The organism is Psychrobacter halotolerans (assembly GCF_039680845.1).
Lineage (GTDB): Bacteria > Pseudomonadota > Gammaproteobacteria > Pseudomonadales > Moraxellaceae > Psychrobacter.
In genome coordinates this window covers 344451-361696 of record NZ_JBDKWD010000001.1, presented here as the reverse complement: position 1 = coordinate 361696, position 17246 = coordinate 344451, and the positions used below count along the sequence as shown (strand labels likewise).

14 protein-coding genes are annotated in these 17246 nt (G+C 45.5%); 9 read left to right on the top strand and 5 right to left on the bottom strand.

The features are described from left to right. The first annotated feature begins 100 nt into the window (after positions 1 to 100). Positions 101 to 2887 (top strand): phosphoenolpyruvate carboxylase, encoded by a 2787-nt coding sequence (gene ppc, locus AAJP47_RS01535; RefSeq protein WP_346716144.1) that lies wholly within the window; start codon positions 101 to 103, stop codon positions 2885 to 2887. Positions 2888 to 3250: 363 nt separating this feature from the next. Here ppc and AAJP47_RS13440 read toward each other — a convergent pair whose 3' ends face one another. From AAJP47_RS13440 to AAJP47_RS01520, 3 genes are all read right to left on the bottom strand, one after another. Further along, the gene (locus AAJP47_RS13440) at positions 3251 to 3529 is read right to left on the bottom strand and encodes an IS3 family transposase (protein ID WP_497198667.1); all 279 of its coding nucleotides are present in this window, start codon (positions 3527 to 3529) and stop codon (positions 3251 to 3253) included. Positions 3530 to 3691: 162 nt separating this feature from the next. After that, entirely contained in the window at positions 3692 to 4741 is a 1050-nt protein-coding gene (locus AAJP47_RS01525; protein WP_346716143.1) for a TRAP transporter substrate-binding protein, read from the bottom strand. Between the two features lie 102 nt (positions 4742 to 4843). Further along, on the bottom strand, positions 4844 to 6202 hold the full coding sequence (locus AAJP47_RS01520) for a lyase family protein (RefSeq protein ID WP_346716142.1): 1359 nt from the start codon (positions 6200 to 6202) through the stop codon (positions 4844 to 4846). A 40-nt stretch (positions 6203 to 6242) separates the two neighbouring features. Between AAJP47_RS01520 and AAJP47_RS01515 the strand changes: the two genes are divergently transcribed. After that, positions 6243 to 7025, top strand: coding sequence for an IclR family transcriptional regulator domain-containing protein (locus AAJP47_RS01515; RefSeq protein WP_346716141.1), 783 nt, complete (start codon positions 6243 to 6245; stop codon positions 7023 to 7025). 401 nt (positions 7026 to 7426) lie between these two features. After that, positions 7427 to 8473 (top strand): TRAP transporter substrate-binding protein, encoded by a 1047-nt coding sequence (locus AAJP47_RS01510; protein ID WP_346716140.1) that lies wholly within the window; start codon positions 7427 to 7429, stop codon positions 8471 to 8473. A gap of 168 nt (positions 8474 to 8641) precedes the next feature. On the opposite strand, the gene AAJP47_RS01505 is transcribed toward AAJP47_RS01510, so the two are convergent. Together AAJP47_RS01505 and AAJP47_RS01500 are read right to left on the bottom strand one after the other, a co-directional pair. Next, positions 8642 to 9595, bottom strand: coding sequence for a PDR/VanB family oxidoreductase (locus AAJP47_RS01505; protein WP_346716139.1), 954 nt, complete (start codon positions 9593 to 9595; stop codon positions 8642 to 8644). A gap of 106 nt (positions 9596 to 9701) precedes the next feature. Continuing rightward, positions 9702 to 10748, bottom strand: coding sequence for a Rieske 2Fe-2S domain-containing protein (locus AAJP47_RS01500; protein ID WP_346716138.1), 1047 nt, complete (start codon positions 10746 to 10748; stop codon positions 9702 to 9704). A gap of 352 nt (positions 10749 to 11100) precedes the next feature. On the opposite strand from AAJP47_RS01500, the gene AAJP47_RS01495 reads away from it, so the two are divergent. The 6 genes from AAJP47_RS01495 (at position 11101) to pobA (ending at position 17228) form a co-directional block, all read left to right on the top strand. Further along, the gene (locus tag AAJP47_RS01495; RefSeq protein WP_346716137.1) at positions 11101 to 11823 is read left to right on the top strand and encodes a GntR family transcriptional regulator; all 723 of its coding nucleotides are present in this window, start codon (positions 11101 to 11103) and stop codon (positions 11821 to 11823) included. Between the two features lie 330 nt (positions 11824 to 12153). Next, positions 12154 to 13362 (top strand): 3-oxoadipyl-CoA thiolase, encoded by a 1209-nt coding sequence (pcaF, locus tag AAJP47_RS01490; RefSeq protein ID WP_346716136.1) that lies wholly within the window; start codon positions 12154 to 12156, stop codon positions 13360 to 13362. 2 nt (positions 13363 to 13364) lie between these two features. Next, positions 13365 to 14537: an alpha/beta fold hydrolase gene (locus AAJP47_RS01485; RefSeq protein ID WP_346716135.1), complete on the top strand. Its 1173-nt coding sequence runs from the start codon at positions 13365 to 13367 to the stop codon at positions 14535 to 14537. A gap of 62 nt (positions 14538 to 14599) precedes the next feature. Beyond that, complete coding sequence (gene pcaH, locus AAJP47_RS01480) at positions 14600 to 15328, top strand: protocatechuate 3,4-dioxygenase subunit beta (protein ID WP_346716134.1); 729 nt, start codon at positions 14600 to 14602, stop codon at positions 15326 to 15328. 3 nt (positions 15329 to 15331) lie between these two features. Then, a complete protein-coding gene (gene pcaG / locus AAJP47_RS01475) occupies positions 15332 to 15955 on the top strand; it encodes a protocatechuate 3,4-dioxygenase subunit alpha (protein WP_346716133.1) in 624 nt (207 codons plus the stop codon). Between the two features lie 79 nt (positions 15956 to 16034). Further along, positions 16035 to 17228, top strand: a complete 1194-nt coding sequence (gene pobA / locus AAJP47_RS01470; protein ID WP_346716553.1) for a 4-hydroxybenzoate 3-monooxygenase — start codon at positions 16035 to 16037, stop codon at positions 17226 to 17228. The last annotated feature ends 18 nt before the right edge of the window (positions 17229 to 17246 follow it).

Genomic DNA, 17246 nt, shown 5'->3' with positions numbered 1-17246 from the left:
TGTTTTGGTTGATGAGCAGCGAGATCTTCAACACGCCCTAGTTCCGCGTCATCAAATAACGTATCTGTTTTATTTAGAATCGATTATAAGAGGATTAAGGATGACCATAGATAACGACGTATTACGAGAACGCATTAGTTTACTGGCTTCATTCCTTGGTGACGCGATTGCTCGCCAGACTGGGGAGCAAACTATCCATACCATTGAGACGCTGCGAAAAGGGTTTATTCAGCAGCGACGCGCACCTAATGACACCCATAAGCAGCAACTTATCGACTTCATCGCCTCTTTAGACAATCAAACCTTAAAAAACGTCATCCGTAGCTTCTCTATTTATTTTTTCTTAGCCAATCTCAGTGAAGAAAACTACTTACGAGAGCAGCGTCAGGCACTGCGGGCACAGTCCGAGCAAAGCTGGGAGGGGTCGTTTCGTCGCACCTTACTTGAGTGCCGTGAACGAAATATTGAACCTGAGCAAATGCAAGAACTCATTGATCAATTAAAATTTATACCTGTCTTTACCGCGCATCCTACCGAAGCGCGCCGCCGTACGACAATGAATATCCTGCAAAGTCTGTTTACCCATAGCGATGCGTTAAATAATTTTGATGAAAATAGCGTCTCGTACGAACAAGCCAAAGCGCAAACCGCGCAAACCATTGATTTATTGTGGTCATCTGATGAGGTGCGTACGCGTAAGCCCTTGGTTTATGATGAGATCAATAATGGTCTGCATTATTTTAATGCCAGCTTATTTAATGCCATCCCCAAAGTTTATCGCAATATGAAAGCCGCCATTGTCGATATCTATCCAGAGTTGAGCGACTATCCCTTACCTGCCTTTATGAGCTTTGGCTCTTGGATCGGTGGCGATAGAGATGGCAATCCGTTTGTGACGTTTGAGACCACAGAACTTGCCGTTCTCATGCACGCCGATACTGTGCTGCGCCATTACCAAGTGCTGCTAAAAAAACTGCGCCGCCAGCTGATTCATAGCGACACAATCGTGACGGTTATGCCCGAAGTCTATGACAAAATCAACCATTATGCCGAACTTGATCAGCGTGTGTTTGATTACAATCTTGATGATTATGTCAACGAGCCTTACCGCCGATTACTCTCCTTAATTCTTAATAAAGTTAAAGCCACCAATCAACTGATTCAAAGCAAAGGGGATGACAGCGACGCCAAAAAAGACGCTTATGCCAACCCGCAAGAACTGCTAGAAGATTTGCGTATCATTCGTCAAAGTGTCAATACCCATGACACCGCGCATGGCGAAGGGCTGCTCCTTGATATGATTCGTCTGGTCAAAACCTGCGGCTTTCATTTGGCGGCCCTCGATATTCGCCAAGAGTCGTCCTATCATGGTGAAGTCATTGCAGATATTTTTGCTAGCGCTTCAAATCTACCCGACTATCAAACGCTCAGTGAAACAGAGCGTCAAGAATGGCTAACGCGCTTACTCAAAAAGCCCGGTACACCGCTCATTTATACGGATAATTTGAGCGATAAAACCCGTGAACAGTTGGCATTAATGAACTCGGTCGCGACATTGCGCAAACTGGTCGGGCAAGATACCTTTGGTAGCTATGTGATTTCGATGACCAACAACGCCAGCCAAATATTAGAAGTGCTACTGCTTATGCGCTTTGCAGGCTTATGCAGAGTTGATGACGAGGGGCAATTAGCCGCCGACTTACCAGTCGCGCCTTTGTTTGAGACGATCGAAGATCTTAAAAATATCGATCAGATTTTACCTGCTGTATTAGATAATCCCCTGTATCGAGGATTGCTTCAAAACTCAGACAACACCCAAGAAATCATGCTGGGATATTCAGATTCCTCAAAAGATGGCGGGATCATTACCTCTGCATGGCAGCTTTATAGCGCGCAACAAACCATTGATCGTATTGCAAAACAATATGGCATCAAAACACGATTGTTCCATGGGCGCGGCGGTTCTGTGAGTCGTGGCGGCGGCTCAACACACAATGCCATCGCCGCCCAACCTGCTGGTACGCTGCACGGTCAGATAAAAGTCACAGAGCAAGGCGAGGTACTTTATGCCAAATACGCCAACACCGATACCGCGGTGTTTGAGCTGACCATGGGTATCACAGGCACGTTAAAAGCGTGCTCATCAAGGTTTGTGGTACAACCGTTTGAGCTGCCCAATTATGAGTCGCTCTTTGCACGTTTGGCAGACGCAGGTGAGCGGCGCTATCGCGAATTGACCGACCATACTGAAGGGTTTTACCAGTTTTACTCACAGGTCACCCCTGTACAAGAAATCTCTTTATTAAACATTGGCTCACGTCCCTCGCATCGCAAAAAAGGCTTGCCAAGCAAAACCACCTTACGGGCGATTCCTTGGGTGTTCGGTTGGTCATTAGCCCGCTTTACACTGCCAGCTTGGTATGGAGTCGGTAGTGCGCTGCATAGTGTCAAAGCAGATGAAGATTTGATGAAAGAGATGAACGCTCACTGGCCGTTTTTTAGCGTGTTTATTAGCAATATTGAGATGGCATTTACCAAATCTGAGATGAGTATCGCTCAAGCCTACAGCCAATTGTGCGACGATGAGGCCTTGCGTGATAAGATTATGGCAGCCGTCATGGAAGAGCACGAACTGACCTATTCAGGTCTGAACGCGTTACTTGAGCAAACCTCGTTATTATCAAATCAGCACAATCTTGCTGCTTCTCTGCACTGGCGAAATGCGTATTTAGACCCCATTAATTATATACAGATTGAGCTGTTAAAACGTGCCAGACAACAAGGCAATGAACAAAGCGATGAAAGTGACAAGGGTAATATTGATGTTGAAGATCCATTAATCCGCAGCATCAATGCTTTGGCGGCTGGTCTGCGTAATACGGGTTAATCTCCGTATATCTTTAAGGAAAATATGAAGCATATTACTTATATTCATGAGGATCCAAACTGGACCGAGTGGCAATAGTCGGATAAAAAACTATGGCCACTCGTCTTATGCTAAGACAAGATATATGAATAAGCACTGGACCGCCCCGAGTATGTCGGAGGTTGAATTACTCGAGTTAGGCAGGGATGTCTAACAAGGTTAAATTATCATAATACCGTTTTTCAAATTCAAAAAGTGACATATAACCAATCGTGCTACGTATACGAGCTATATTGAACCAATCTACTCATTCAAGGGTTGCTATTCCAACATCATTTACGCCGTTCCAGCTCTGCTTTAGATATTTAATCACTTCACCTTTATCTATATCAATGTCTTGATATAGATAAAGTTAGCAACCCACAATTGATCAGGACGGTGAGCATTAAATTTATGATGGATCAGGTCATTAGCTCGCTTCTGATCGTCACGAAATTTAATCGTGATTTTATTTTTACCACGCCAGACGCCTTGTAGGTCATGCAGTCTTATTAATCGCTCTACGGTACATCGAGCAACCCTTATACCATCTGCTTTCATTTGCTGCCAAACTTTACACACACTATAACGGCCTTTGCTATCCTGCCAAATGTAGAGGGACAATCGTTTGGTGCTTTATCAGCAGGTGAACGACGCGTTCTTTAATCTTAGAATTGTAGGTTTGTTTTTTCACCGGCATATTGTCTCAGAATGTTGAGTCTCCGATAATTTCGGGGCGTGTTATCAATGATACGCCCTCAATCATATTACAATGAGTAATACTGCTTAAACTTTACAAGCCACGCTCGCTTCTTTGGCTTTTTCGTACACAGTTTGCGGGTCTAAGCCCGAAGCGGCGACATCATTTAGATATTTTTGGGTACCTGCCTGCAATGGTGCTTTCCATTGAGGGTCATTTAAAGGGTCTGGGATATCGATCATGGTATCGCCTTTGGCTTTGGCTTCTGCCATGAACCTGTCGTCTTCAGCATCGAATACTTTACCAGCAATCGCCCCCATTGCTTTGCCAGAGTTTTCATCGATAACTTTTTTGAGATCATCGGGTAGGCTTTCATACTTGTCTTTGTTCATCGTCACCATAATGGCAGAGCTATAAAAAGGAATGTTGGTATGAGTGTTGGTCAGCTCAATCAATCTAAAAGAGCCTGTCGCATCCCATGGTAAGCTCAATCCATCCAAAACGCCGCGCTGTAAGGATGTGTAAATATCAGTGGCTGGCAGACCTACTGGCGTACCGCCGGCAGACTCGATGATATCTCCCGCAATCGCTGATGGACGACGCATACGCAGACCCTTTAAGTCATCTGGTGTGCGAATGGCTTTGTCAACAGTATGCATACCACCCGGGCCTGTACCCATCATAAATAACAAATGCGTGTCTTCGTATTCACTAGAGATGACCCCATCATCGTATAGGGTTTGGAGCATACAGTTCATTTGTGTGGCAGAGTTAGACAGCCCAGGCAGTTCGGCTACTTGGGTCAGTGGGAAGCGGCCATTGGTATAGCCTTGCAGTTGTGAGCCGATATCGACCGTGCCTTTGGCAGTGGCATCATAGGTCGCATCAGGTTTGCTGAGTGTTGCTGATGGGTATATCTCAACTTTTAGGCGGCCACCAGATTCTTCTTCAACCTTGCGTGCCCATGGCTCAAAAATCTCAGTATGGGTTGCTGCCGTTGCAGGCCAAAAATGCGAAAATCTTAGCGTAGTAACCTCATCCGCACCATCTGCACTAGCAGTATCATTTGATGGTGAGCAGCCAGCCAAGCTAATCAGTGCCGCCAATGTCAAGCCAACGGGCAGTATCTTTTTCATCATAAAATCCTGTTTTGATTTTTTATTCTAAATAAGAACTTATGTTCGTATAATGAATTAAAATTACTTTGTTTTTGTGTTATTGTCAATTTTATTTACTGCTCATGCGCTTGGATTTTTATCGTTGATTTTTTCGATGGCGTCTAGTGTGGTCTCACATTGTCTTGTAGCCGCACCGCAATAGCTTAAAGGGGACAGTATATTATCAAGTTCGCTATTAGTCCCAACGCTGATAGAGGACTTTTTTAGTAAAGGTCGTAGCGTTGCTACAAACCCTATATGGTTGTCATGTGCCTGCTTGGAGGCTTGCTTTATTAAGGGGTAAACGCTGTCTGCATTGGCTTGAAAATGACGCTCTAGGGCTTTGGTTAAATACGCATCGCTATTTAAATCAAGATTGGCTGCCATACGCTCAGGGTATACTTGTAGTCCTTGCAGTAATGTTTTTAAATAAGAGAGACTGCCGCCAACCAGCGCTGTGCCCTCAACTAAAGGTACCCAGCTGGCATGCCACTGTCCTAGTGCACGCTCGAAAGGCTGCGCGGTTGTATTGCTAATGACACTCATATGTCCATGCATTCTTATCGCGCCAGCTTTGATTAGGGCACATAGTACAGGGTTGTGTTTGTGCGGCATTGATGAGGAGCCGCCCATACCCTCAACGGCAGGTTCGGCCAGCTCACCTAGCTCAGATTGAGACATCAATGCGATGTCTTCGACGATATTTTCTAGGGCACCAGCACAAGCATCTAGTGCCGCAGCGATGGTATAAATAGGCTGTCTATTGGTATGCCAAGGGAGTAGGGGCGCTGATAAACCAAGGGCGGCTGCCACCTGCTGCGGTAAAGCGAAGCGCTCATTGTCTTCGTCGCTTACCCCCACAGGCCCACCCCATTGTAGATACAGTCCTGATTGTGCGACTTGTACCAAATACGGCGCAACTGCTATCAATGAAGCTGCCCACTGTGATACTTTTGTACCAAACGTGATAGGCAGGGCTTGCTGCATTAAGGTTCTACCTGCCATTGGCGTTGTCTTGTGTGCCTGAATCAGTGTTTTGCACGCGCCAAGTATGTCAGCGACATCTTGATTGATACGGTTGAATGCAGGTTTAAGCATTAACATCATGGCAGTATCGATCACGTCTTGGCTGGTCAACGTTTGATGAAAGTAAGGTCTTGTGTCTGAGGGCAATAACGATTTTGCTTGTTTGACAAAAGGGACGGCTGCGTTGCCGCTCAAATATGTGTCTGCTCCTATGGCATCAATATCGAATGCGTCTATCGTCAATGCTTGTTTAGACTGTTGAAAAACATCGTTTGGAATCAGTTGGTTTTTCTCTCTTATCTCTAAGATAATAAGTTCAAAATCAATCATGGCCTGCACAAATGCACGATCGGAAAACTCATTTGCGATGTCAGGATGTACAAAAGGCTGATTGATTAGTTGATTAATTTTCATTTAAAATCCTTAACTTTGGTGAGTGTTAAATAATATATCTATGAAACAAGACAAGAAAATATCCTCTGATAGTCCAGATTTCGTGACGTCTCTTGCTGGCGGCCTCAGTGTCTTGATGGCTTTTGATGAAAGCCACGCTACGATGACATTGAGCGAAGTGGCTGAACGTACTGACATGGACCGTGCAAAGGCGCGGCGCTATTTATTGACCTTGCACGCTTTGGGATATGTTCACAAGGACAAGCGACAGTTTAAACTGTCGCCTCAGACCTTGAGTATTGGTTCCAGTTACCTAAGCAGCACTCATCACCATGATATTGTGCAGTTTTATTTAGAACGTGTGACCGAAAAAACAGGCGAGTCCTGCTCATTTGCTGTGCTAGATGGCGATGATGTGGTCTATATTGCTCGGTCTGCGGCTAAGCACCGTCTCATGTCAATTGCCTTATCAATCGGCACCAGATTGCCTGTTGCCTATACTTCTATGGGCCGTACTATTTTGGCCAACCTACCCGAAGAAGAGCGTGAAGACTATATCAGTAAAGTCGAGCTGACCGCGCACACATCCTTTAGTGTTACCGACCGCACGCAGTTCAAAAAAATGCTTGATGAAGCGCGTAACAATCAATACGTCATTATCGATCAAGAGCTGGATACAGGTTTGCGCTCATTGGCATTACCGATCTACAAATCAAACCATGAGCTTATTGGTGCCATAAATATTAGTACCAATGCTATGCGCGTCTCTAAAGAGGTTTTGATCGACGAGTTTTTGCCTATTTTACGTGACTGTGCCGAAAGCATTCAAAAGTATTATATTTAGAAAAACCATTTCAATATAAAAACGATTCAGCGAATGATATCGATATCAAGGCTGGCAACGCTTTATAGGGTTGGTGGCCTTTTTTGTTGGGTTGTGCCCAACTCGTATTGCGGTAGTAAATATCCGAGTTCAAGCCTATCGTTATCTGGAACAGAGAGTATCAGTATAATACGCAAATCATTGACAGAAGAATAAAAAAAGTATAATTTAATTCACTATACGAACATTAATTCTATTATAGAACAAATATATTCGTATCGATAGAATATTTAGCGATGAAAGTTTGCCCACAAAAACATGGACATTGACTGTTTTTACTTCAGACCATGGGCTTATAAGAAGATATTTTTTAAGCATATATTGGTTCTGCTGTACTTGAACAATCAAAAAGGGATTTTATGATGAAAAAGATATTGCCTCTGAGCTTGACATTGGCGGCTTTGATGGGTTGCTCGCAGTCAAACGAGACTGCGACAAATGCTGAGAAGAGTAATGATGAGGTCACCACCTTACGCTTGTCACATTTATGGCCAGCGACATCCGCCGCGCATACAGAGGTGATAGAGCCTTGGGCAAAAAAAATCGAGACAGACTCGAACGGCCGCTTAAAAGTCGAAATCTACCCGTCTGCCACCCTAAGCAAACCTGACGCTACTTATGAGGCTACTGCCAAAGGTACTATCGATATTGGCACACAACTTCAAGGCTATACCAACGGCCGCTTCCCCTTGACTCAAGTCGCCGAGCTGCCTGGCCTGTCCAGTTCAGCCACGCAGATGAACTGTATGCTCCAAACTTTATATGATGATGGAGTAATCTCCAGTGAGTACGAAGATACCCATTTGTTATTTATGATGGGTACTGGCCCTGGCGGGATGCATACCGTTGACCAAGCCATCCGTACGCCAGATGACTTACGAGGCCTGCGTATGCGCCGACCATCAGCAATCGCAGGCGACATCATTGAGTCAGCAGGCGGTACGCCCGTCGGTCTGCCTGCCACTGATTTGTATACTTCGCTGCAGCGTGGCGTGTTAGATGGGGTAAGCCTAACGTGGGATGCGATGGGGCCGTTTAGGTTAATTGAGCTGACCAACGCGCATACCAATATTCCGTTTTATAGCTCTGCTATGATGGTCACGATGAATAAAGACAAGTATGAAAGCCTGCCCGATGATCTCAAAAAAGTCATCGATGATAACTCAGGCAAAGCCATGGCGGCGAGCGCTGGTAAAGTCTTTGATGCTCAGGACGCTAAATACATGGCTGAAGCTAAAGCCAAAGGCGATACCATGATTGATATTCCTGACCCTTTAAATGATCCTCAGTGGAAAGGGCCGCTGGAAGCAGGTACTGAAAAGTATCTAAACGATGTCGCTGCTTTGGGCCTAGATGCGCAAACAGTCTATCAAAAAGCAAAAGAAGCCAGTGTAGCCTGTAAGGTATAACAAATGAGATTTTTAGGGTCTATTAAGTCTTCAATAGATCCTAGGACGTCTCTGCGCTTTTAGTCCATTTAGAAGCTTTTGTTCAGATTGAGAAAATACCTTAATAATAGGCAATAAAAAAGACCCCAATAGGGTCTTTTTTATTACTTTGTTTAAAAGTAATACGCTCTAAATATCTAATACTAGCTGAGCGCTTTTTGCCCGTGAACAACATGGGGTGAATTGATCGTTTTTCGCTTGTTCCTCTTCTGTGAGAAAGACATCTTTGTGATCTGGCACGCCTTCTAGTACACGAGTTAAACACGTACCGCACATGCCTGATTCGCAAGAAAAAGGGATCTCAATATCAAACGCTTCTAAGGCTTCAATGACCGTCTTGTCTGCTGGTACGTTGATGATTTGTCCTGTGCTACTGATCTGAACATCGAAGCTGTCATCATCGGCGGTGCTGATCGGCGCGGCAGAAAAATACTCGCGATGTAATTGTGCAGCAGGCCAATCTTGTGCTTTTGCGGTCTCAAGAACGTGCTCCATAAAACCACCAGGGCCACAAACGTAGACATGTGTGTCGGATTGAGGTGAGGCAAGAACGCTTGCTGCATCCAGCTTTTGCGTGGCATCCCCATCATCAAAATGAAAATGTACCCTATCAGCAAAAGCCGATGCCTGAATACGCTGCATAAAAGCGGTCTTATCTGGGCTGCGCGTGCAGTAATGCAACTCGAAGTCTGCGTCAGTATGGGCCAGTCGCTCTGCCATACATAAGATTGGCGTGATACCGATGCCACCTGCAAACAGCAGGCTGCGCTTGGCGTCGTGGGCCAGTGGAAAAAGGTTTTTGGGTTCACTGATTTGTATGCGGTCGCCGATATTTATTTTTTGGTGCATGGCTACCGATCCGCCACGTGAAGCTGGGTCTTTTAGTACTGCTATTTGGTAACGATGGTTTTCGTGGGGGTGATTGCATAGCGAGTATTGACGCGTAATGCCGTTAGGCATTTTGACATCAACATGGGCTCCCGCACTAAAAGGGGGCAGCGCTTTACTATCTGCGCTTGCCAGCTCAAAAAGACAGATATCGTTCGCAATCACTTCTTTTGACTTTACCAAAACTTCCATCATGATAGGTATCCTTGACTCACTAAATACCATGCCAGCATACTTAGCGAATTATTCTTTAAATTGTCATTTGATAATGGTATTAACCTCAGCGTTTATAGATTGGCGTCTATAAATTGACGTTCTCTATCAGTTGGTTTTCTTCTTTGATGAGCGTGTCTAAGATACGCCGTGACTTGACACCACCGGTATCAATATTCAATTTTAATAGTTTGCGTTCAGGATAGGTCAATAGGTTGAGCTGCTGACGCTCTAGCATCTCCAAGTCCTCACTGAATATCTGATGCTGCCCTTGGCGAATCTGCTCTGTCAGCTCGGCGTCCTCTGGTTTGAAGTTACGGGCCATGCCCCAAAAATACCAAATAGAGGTCTCCGTCTCAGGGGTGATAAAATCGACGACGATGCTGCCTGCTTTATGTTCAGGATCCGCCTCGTAACCACCTTTTCCAGCATGGGCAACCCCAACTTCAATCATGACGTGACTGGGAGGGCTGAATTTACAAATTTGCCATCTGTCTACTGGGACATCGTCAGCCAGTTGATTGGCGCGCAACGCCGCTTGCCAAAAAGGCGGGGCGATGATGTTTTCCATAAAACGGCTGGTGACAACCAAGTTGTCTTCGGAGGTCGTATTGACAGGGGTTTCATCGATCTCTTCTTGCCCGATGCTGCTGGCATGGACATAGGTCTCATGGGTGAGGTCCATCAGGTTGTCAATCATGAGGCGATAATCACAGTTGATGTGAAACAGACCACCGCCATACGCCCATTCAGGATTGTTTGCCCATTCTAGTTCTGGAATGTTTGATTCATCGGCAAGATCAGCATCACCTGTCCATACCCAAACGAAGCCATGACGCTCGACGACAGGGTAGCTGCGGTTACAAGGGAAGCCTCTGACTCGTTGGCCTGGCATGGCTGCGGTTTTGCCGTCGCTGCCCATCTTTAGGCCGTGATAGCCGCACACCAGTAGGCCATCTTCTACATAACCTAGCGATAAAGGCGCACCTCGATGCGGACAAAAGTCTTCGATGGCAGCGACGCCTGTGTCGCTTTGATAAAAGACAATATTTTCACCGCATATGGTGCGACCTAGCGGCTTTTCTTGATATTCATCTGGCGTACAGGCGACGTACCAGCAATTTTTTGGAAACATAGCAAACTCCTTTTGTGTGTAAAAATCCCTTTAATTGGATCCAATCTATCATAAAAATAGCGTTTGTCTACCGAAATTTGGATAAATTGGATCCAATGATATTGATATTAACCATTTCTTCGTGCAAAGATTTATATGGATCAGCAGTGATATAGTTAATCTTATTGCTACTCATTAATATGTTTGCATCGTTTATACAAAAGATATGCTTGAGTAGACATAACCATAAAAAACAGTACGGCTAATCTATCATGGCCATACACTGTTTATACTGCTAGCGTGCTATTCTAGATTGGTGTTGATGGCTGGCTTATTTGGTCTTTTAAAAATGTGAATGGATGGTGAGGTTTTAATGAGTAAAGCGGGACAACGCGTGATCAGCGCATTGCGGCAAATGATCATTTCAGGTGAGCTGGTCGCGGGAGAGCGTATTGCTGAAATACCGACGGCTGAACGTCTTGGAGTATCTCGTACGCCCATACGCATCGCTTTTCGTTCCCTTGAGCAAGAAGGGCTGTTGATTAAACTAAAAAATCGCGGCTATCGCGTGCGTGAAGTGACGCCTGAAGAAATCAATGGTGCCGTTGAAGTCAGAGGGGTGTTAGAAGGGTTGGCTGCAAGGCAGGCCGCCGAAAAGGGTCTGGCAGCAGAACATCGTCAAAGTATGGTGAAATGTTTAGTGAGAGGGGATGCATTATTTGCTAAAGGATATGTGACGGAAGAGGATCTCGAAATCTATCATGAGATTAATCAACGTTTTCATACGTTAATCATTGAAGCCAGCCATAATCCTGCCATTGATATCGCAAAAACGCGCAGTGAACACATGCCATTTGCCTCTGTCAGCTCATTGGCTATTGATCGTGATAACTTGGCGGGAGAATATCGACGGTTTAATTTTGCCCATATGCAACATCATGCGGTGTTTGATGCGATCAGCCATGGTCAAGGAGCAAGGGCTGAAGGGATCATGAGAGAACATGCCAATGCCACTTTGCGTTATGCACAGATATTCAACTCTGACCTAAAAGATCCCGATACGATACGGGTCATTAGTGGCGATGCAAATGAATGACTAGAGGGTTATTGAGGACTATTTGGGAATTAATCAGCATTTTGTGCTGGTGTGCAGCTGACAATCAATGGATCCATTAGCTCTTATTTACGTCACTTATAGACGATCAAGCAAAGACCCAATAGGGTCTTTTTTGTTGTTGTACAAGTCATCCGTCATGTTTTCAATAGTCCCAGTGATAAAGGAAATGCTAGATACGATATGTAATTGAATAAGATATGAAATAACTCGATTGACAAGCGAAAAAAAAGGGTGTAATTTAATTCATTATACGAACAAAAATTCTAATTAAGAACAATTATAGTTTATCAAATTATCTAGGAATAAACCATGACCGCCGTTTATATTTGTCATCCAAAACGTTCAGCAGTGGGTCGCTATGGCGGCGCTCTGGCCGATATCCGTCCTGACGATCTGTTAGCGCAAGTCATTAAAGCGGTAATCGATGATGCGCCTGACTTTGATCACAGCGCGATTGAAGATGTCTTTATAGGCTGTGCCAACCAAAGCGGCGAAGATAACCGTAACGTGGCGCGCATGAGTGTGTTGCTATCAGGTCTACCAGAGACTGTACCTGCCAATACCATCAATCGATTATGCGGCTCAGGTCTGGATGCGGTCGGCACCGCATTTCGCGCGATAGCCAGTGGTGAGATGGATCTGGTACTGGCAGGCGGCGTTGAGTCGATGACCAGAGCACCATTTGTCATGGGTAAGCCTGAAAAAGCCTACGACCGCAGCCAAACCTTGCAAGACACGACTATGGGCTGGCGCTTTATCAATAAAAAGCTAGATGCTATGTATGGCACAGAGGCCATGCCACAGACGGCTGAAAATTTGGCTAAAAAATACGATATCTCACGCGCTGATCAAGATAGCTTTGCACTATGGTCGCAGCAAAAAGCGGCCACCGCGCAAAATGACGGTCTACTGGCGGCTGAGATCACCCCTATCACTATCGAGAGACGCAAGAAAGATGCACTCATCGTCGATACCGATGAGCATCCACGCCCAGACTCGACTATAGAGGCTTTAGAAAAATTGCGTCCTATCTATAAGGACGGTACGGTCACCGCTGGTAATGCCTCAGGGATCAATGATGGTGCTGCCGCCATGCTAATCGCGAGCGCGGCAGCAGTAAAAAAATATGGCTTGACCCCAATGGCAAAAATTGAAGGCATGGCAACAGCAGGTGTGCTACCAGAAATTATGGGTATAGGGCCTGTACCTGCGACCGAAAAGCTGTTAAAACGACTCAACTTGACCTTGGATGATATGGACATCATTGAGCTTAATGAAGCGTTTTCGGCGCAGGTACTTGCGTGCTCACGTACGCTTGGGCTTGATGATAACGATCCGCGTATCAACCCTAAAGGTGGATCTATTGCCTTAGGTCATCCATTAGGCGCTTCTGGCGCGCGTATTTTGATTTCAGCAGTTTATGAATTACAACGCATCAAAAAAGATCGTGCACTTTGTACCATGTGTATTGGTGTTGGTCAGGGCATTGCTTTGGTCGTATCAAGAGTAGGAGAATAATCATGGCATTTTTGAGAACAGACACGCACCTTATAGCGTATAAAGACAGTGGTGAGGCTTATTTGCCAGCGTTATTTATGGCGCACCCTTTAGGGATGAGCTGCGCTGTATGGGATCAGGTTTGCGATCAATTGCACGGTCATTATCGCTGTGTTCGCTGGGACTTGCCTGGGCATGGCAGTAGTGATGTGGCCCAGCAGGACTTATCGCTAGATACATTGGCGCAAGACGTGCTTGAACTTGCTGATGCGTTAGACATTGAAAGTTTTAGTTTTATTGGTACATCCATCGGCGGCGTGATTGGCCAGTCGTTGTGCCAGCTGGCAGCCGAGCGCTTAGAGCAAGTATGGCTGACCAATACAGGCGCTGTGATTGGTACAAAAGAAGCATGGGCAGAACGCGCGGCTAAAGTCCGTAGCCTAGGTTTGGTTAACATGACCGATCAAATTGTGCCACGTTGGTTCTCACCAAGCTATGTAAAACAAAACCCTGAAGTATTGCAAGGCTGGCAAGTGCAATTGTCACGCAACGATGATGAAAGCTATGCCAAGCTTTGCGAAGCCTTAGCACAAGTCGATAATCGTGGAAAACTATCTACTTATACCGACAGGGTTGTCTTGATAGCAGGGGCGGATGACGTATCTACCCCCACTGCTGCTTTAGAAACATTGAGAGCTGAATTTGCTGATGCAAGCTTGAGGGTCTTTAAAAATGTGGGTCATGTGCCGTCCATTGAGGCGTTAAGCCAATTGGTTGAGTGTATTCAAACACATCCTGCTCGTGAAACGATTGGTCAGACAGGCATTGACTACGAGCAAGGTCTAATACAACGTAAGCGCATCCTTGGTGAAGATCATGTCGCCAAAGCCTCTAAAAATGCCACAACGTTAGATAACCCTTTTCAACAATTTATCACTCGCCATGCGTGGGGAGAATTGTGGGGTGACAACTGCCTAACTGTGCAACAAAGAAGCATGATTACGACAGCGATACTGGCCGCACTAGGACGTGATGGTGAGTTAGGCTTGCATCTGCGTACCGCTCACCGTTTGGGTATCAATGAAGATCAATTACGCCAAGTATTAATGCATGTGTCTATATACGCTGGTGTACCAGCTGCTAACCATGCTTTTTCTTTGGCAAAAGCTAATGGATGGGGTGAGTCACTGTCTTAAGCTGACTCTCGTAAGGAACACGCAACCTACAACGTTTATTGATAAACATGGAGACAATTATAATGAGTCAACACTACCCTTATTTTTTGGTTCGTGACCGCGCTTGGCAACCTGCGCAGTATACGCCAGCCTATAAAACATCTGTACTGCGCTCACCGAGGGAGGCTTTGGTCAGCATTCAGCATGCCAGCCCATCCGAGCGTAGCGGTCCTGTCTTTAATGGACTGGACATTGGACGTTACGATAATGACCTATTAATGAACTTTCGAACAGAAGGTACAGAAGCAGGCTTACCAGTTGGTGAGCGCATTATTGTACATGGTCGCGTGATTGATCAGTTTGGCAAGCCAGTACCTAACACCTTGATTGAGATGTGGCAAGCCAATGCAGGAGGTCGCTACCGTCATAAAAAGGACAGCTATCTTGCCCCCCTTGACCCCAATTTTGGCGGGGTTGGCCGCTGTCTTACGGATGACGATGGGTGTTACCGTTTTCGCACCGTGCGTCCTGGCCCTTATCCATGGCCAAATGGGATCAATACGTGGCGTCCTGCTCATATTCACGTTTCGGTCATGGGTGCTTCAATCTCAACGCGACTGATTACCCAACTGTATTTTGAAGGCGATCCGCTGATTCCATTGTGTCCAATTGTGGGGGCTTTAAAAGACCCTGACGCAGTTGAGACTATGATCGCTCGCCTAGATATGCCGATGAGCCGTCCGATGGATTATCTGGCTTATCGTTTTGATATTGTCGTTCGCGGTGCCTTACAAACCTATTTTGAGGAGTAGAACATGTATAGCCAATACAAGTTACAAAATGACACCGGTTTGCTGCATGAAACGGCTTCCCAAACCGCAGGGCCTTTTGTGCATATCGGTTTGGCACTAGAGATTGCAGGTTTTGAATCGCGGTCAGATGAGATTTGGCAAGACTTGGCAAAAGCGGATGCTAAAGGAGAACACATTGAGCTGGTCGGGCATGTCTATGATGGCAATGGTGACTTAGTGCATGATGCTTTAATTGAAATATGGCAGGCTGATAGTGATGGCAACTACATCAGTAATTTTGATAACAAACAGCCCTTTAGTGGGTTTGGCCGTAGTGCTTGTGCCATAGATGGAGATTTTCATTTTCATACCGTCAAACCCGGCCCCGTTGATTTTGATGGTAAATTAATGGCGCCGCATGTCAATCTTGCGATTTTTGCCCGTGGAATCAATATCCATCTACAAACCCGTGCCTATTTTGAAGATGAAGTCACCGCTAACGAAAGTTGTCCGATCCTAAGCTCGGTGCCATCACCGACGCGCCGCCAAACCCTGATCGCCAAAAAAGAACCAAGCGATGGCAAACCGCGTTATCGATTTGATATTTACTTGCAAGGTGAGGGTGAAACGGTCTTTTTTGATTTTTAGAGCCAAGCCCTTATAAGGTGTTTTGTTTTTGATAAAAAATGGCAGTACAAACAAGGATGTAATAGGTAAGAAAAGGGATATTATGAAACACAAAACCCAAGTGGCTATTATTGGTGCTGGCCCATCAGGTCTGTTACTGGGTCAATTACTCACTAAATCAGGTATCGACAACGTTATTTTAGAACGGCAAACGGGCAAATATGTTCTAGGACGTATTCGTGCAGGCGTCTTAGAACAAGGTACTGTCAACCTCATTCGCGAATCAGGGGCTGGTGCACGTATGGATAAAGAAGGACTGATTCATACTGGCACAGATTTTAGTTTTCAAGGTGATCATTATCATATCGATCTCGAAAAATACAGTGGCGGTAAGCACGTCGTTGTTTACGGTCAAACCGAAGTCACGCGTGACTTGATGGAAGCCCGTGAAAAAGTGAGCGGCGTGACGATATATGACGCTAAAAACGTCGAACTGCATGATATCGAGTCAGAAAACCCTTATGTGACCTATCAGCATAATGCCGAATCCCATCATTTAGACTGTGACTACATTGCAGGCTGCGATGGGTTTCATGGTGTCTCGCGCAAATCTATCCCATCTAATGAATTAGAAGAGTACGAGAAAGTTTATCCATTTGGTTGGCTTGGGCTCATGAGTGACACACCGCCTGTGAACGACGAGTTGGTGTACTGCGCGCATGAACGCGGTTTTGCACTTTGCTCTATGCGTTCTCCAACTCGCAGTCGCTATTATATTCAAGTGCCAGATACCGACACAATTGAAAACTGGAATGAAGAAAAATTCTGGGCGGAGCTTAAGCGCCGTATTCCACCAGAGATGGCTGAACGCTTAGTGACTGGTTCTGCCATTGAGATGAGTATTGCACCGCTGCGTTCTTATGTCTGTGAGACGGTGCAATATGGCAAGGTATTCTTATTGGGAGATGCCGCGCACATCGTACCGCCAACAGGGGCCAAGGGCTTAAATCTGGCCGCAAGCGATGTGGAAACAGCGTTTCGCTTATTTGTAAAAATATATGAAGATGCGCGCACCGATCTTATCCCTCGCTATCAAGAGATATGCTTAGCGCGGGCTTGGAAAGCCGTACGTTTTTCATGGTGGATGACCATGCTATTGCATCGCTTTCAGAGTGCAGGTCGCTTTGATTTTCGAGTACAGCAAGCTGAATTTGATTATTTTATTCACTCAGAAGCAGGCAAGGCGACTATTGCTGAAAACTATGTTGGATTGCCCTTTGAAGCCTTGGAATAGATAGTAAAGCTTTAGTTA

Excerpts from the sequence above, each read along its gene's own strand:
- AAJP47_RS01510 (WP_346716140.1), top strand. The coding sequence starts at position 7,427 with ATGAAAAAGATATTGCCTCTGAGCTTGACATTGGCGGCTTTGATGGGT.
- AAJP47_RS01520 (WP_346716142.1), bottom strand. The coding sequence starts at position 6,202 with ATGAAAATTAATCAACTAATCAATCAGCCTTTTGTACATCCTGACATC.
- pcaF (WP_346716136.1), top strand. The coding sequence starts at position 12,154 with ATGACCGCCGTTTATATTTGTCATCCAAAACGTTCAGCAGTGGGTCGC.
- AAJP47_RS01515 (WP_346716141.1), top strand. The coding sequence starts at position 6,243 with ATGAAACAAGACAAGAAAATATCCTCTGATAGTCCAGATTTCGTGACG.
- AAJP47_RS01525 (WP_346716143.1), bottom strand. The coding sequence starts at position 4,741 with ATGAAAAAGATACTGCCCGTTGGCTTGACATTGGCGGCACTGATTAGC.
- AAJP47_RS01495 (WP_346716137.1), top strand. The coding sequence starts at position 11,101 with ATGAGTAAAGCGGGACAACGCGTGATCAGCGCATTGCGGCAAATGATC.
- ppc (WP_346716144.1), top strand. The coding sequence starts at position 101 with ATGACCATAGATAACGACGTATTACGAGAACGCATTAGTTTACTGGCT.
- AAJP47_RS01500 (WP_346716138.1), bottom strand. The coding sequence starts at position 10,748 with ATGTTTCCAAAAAATTGCTGGTACGTCGCCTGTACGCCAGATGAATAT.
- pcaH (WP_346716134.1), top strand. The coding sequence starts at position 14,600 with ATGAGTCAACACTACCCTTATTTTTTGGTTCGTGACCGCGCTTGGCAA.
- AAJP47_RS01485 (WP_346716135.1), top strand. The coding sequence starts at position 13,365 with ATGGCATTTTTGAGAACAGACACGCACCTTATAGCGTATAAAGACAGT.
- AAJP47_RS01505 (WP_346716139.1), bottom strand. The coding sequence starts at position 9,595 with ATGATGGAAGTTTTGGTAAAGTCAAAAGAAGTGATTGCGAACGATATC.
- pcaG (WP_346716133.1), top strand. The coding sequence starts at position 15,332 with ATGTATAGCCAATACAAGTTACAAAATGACACCGGTTTGCTGCATGAA.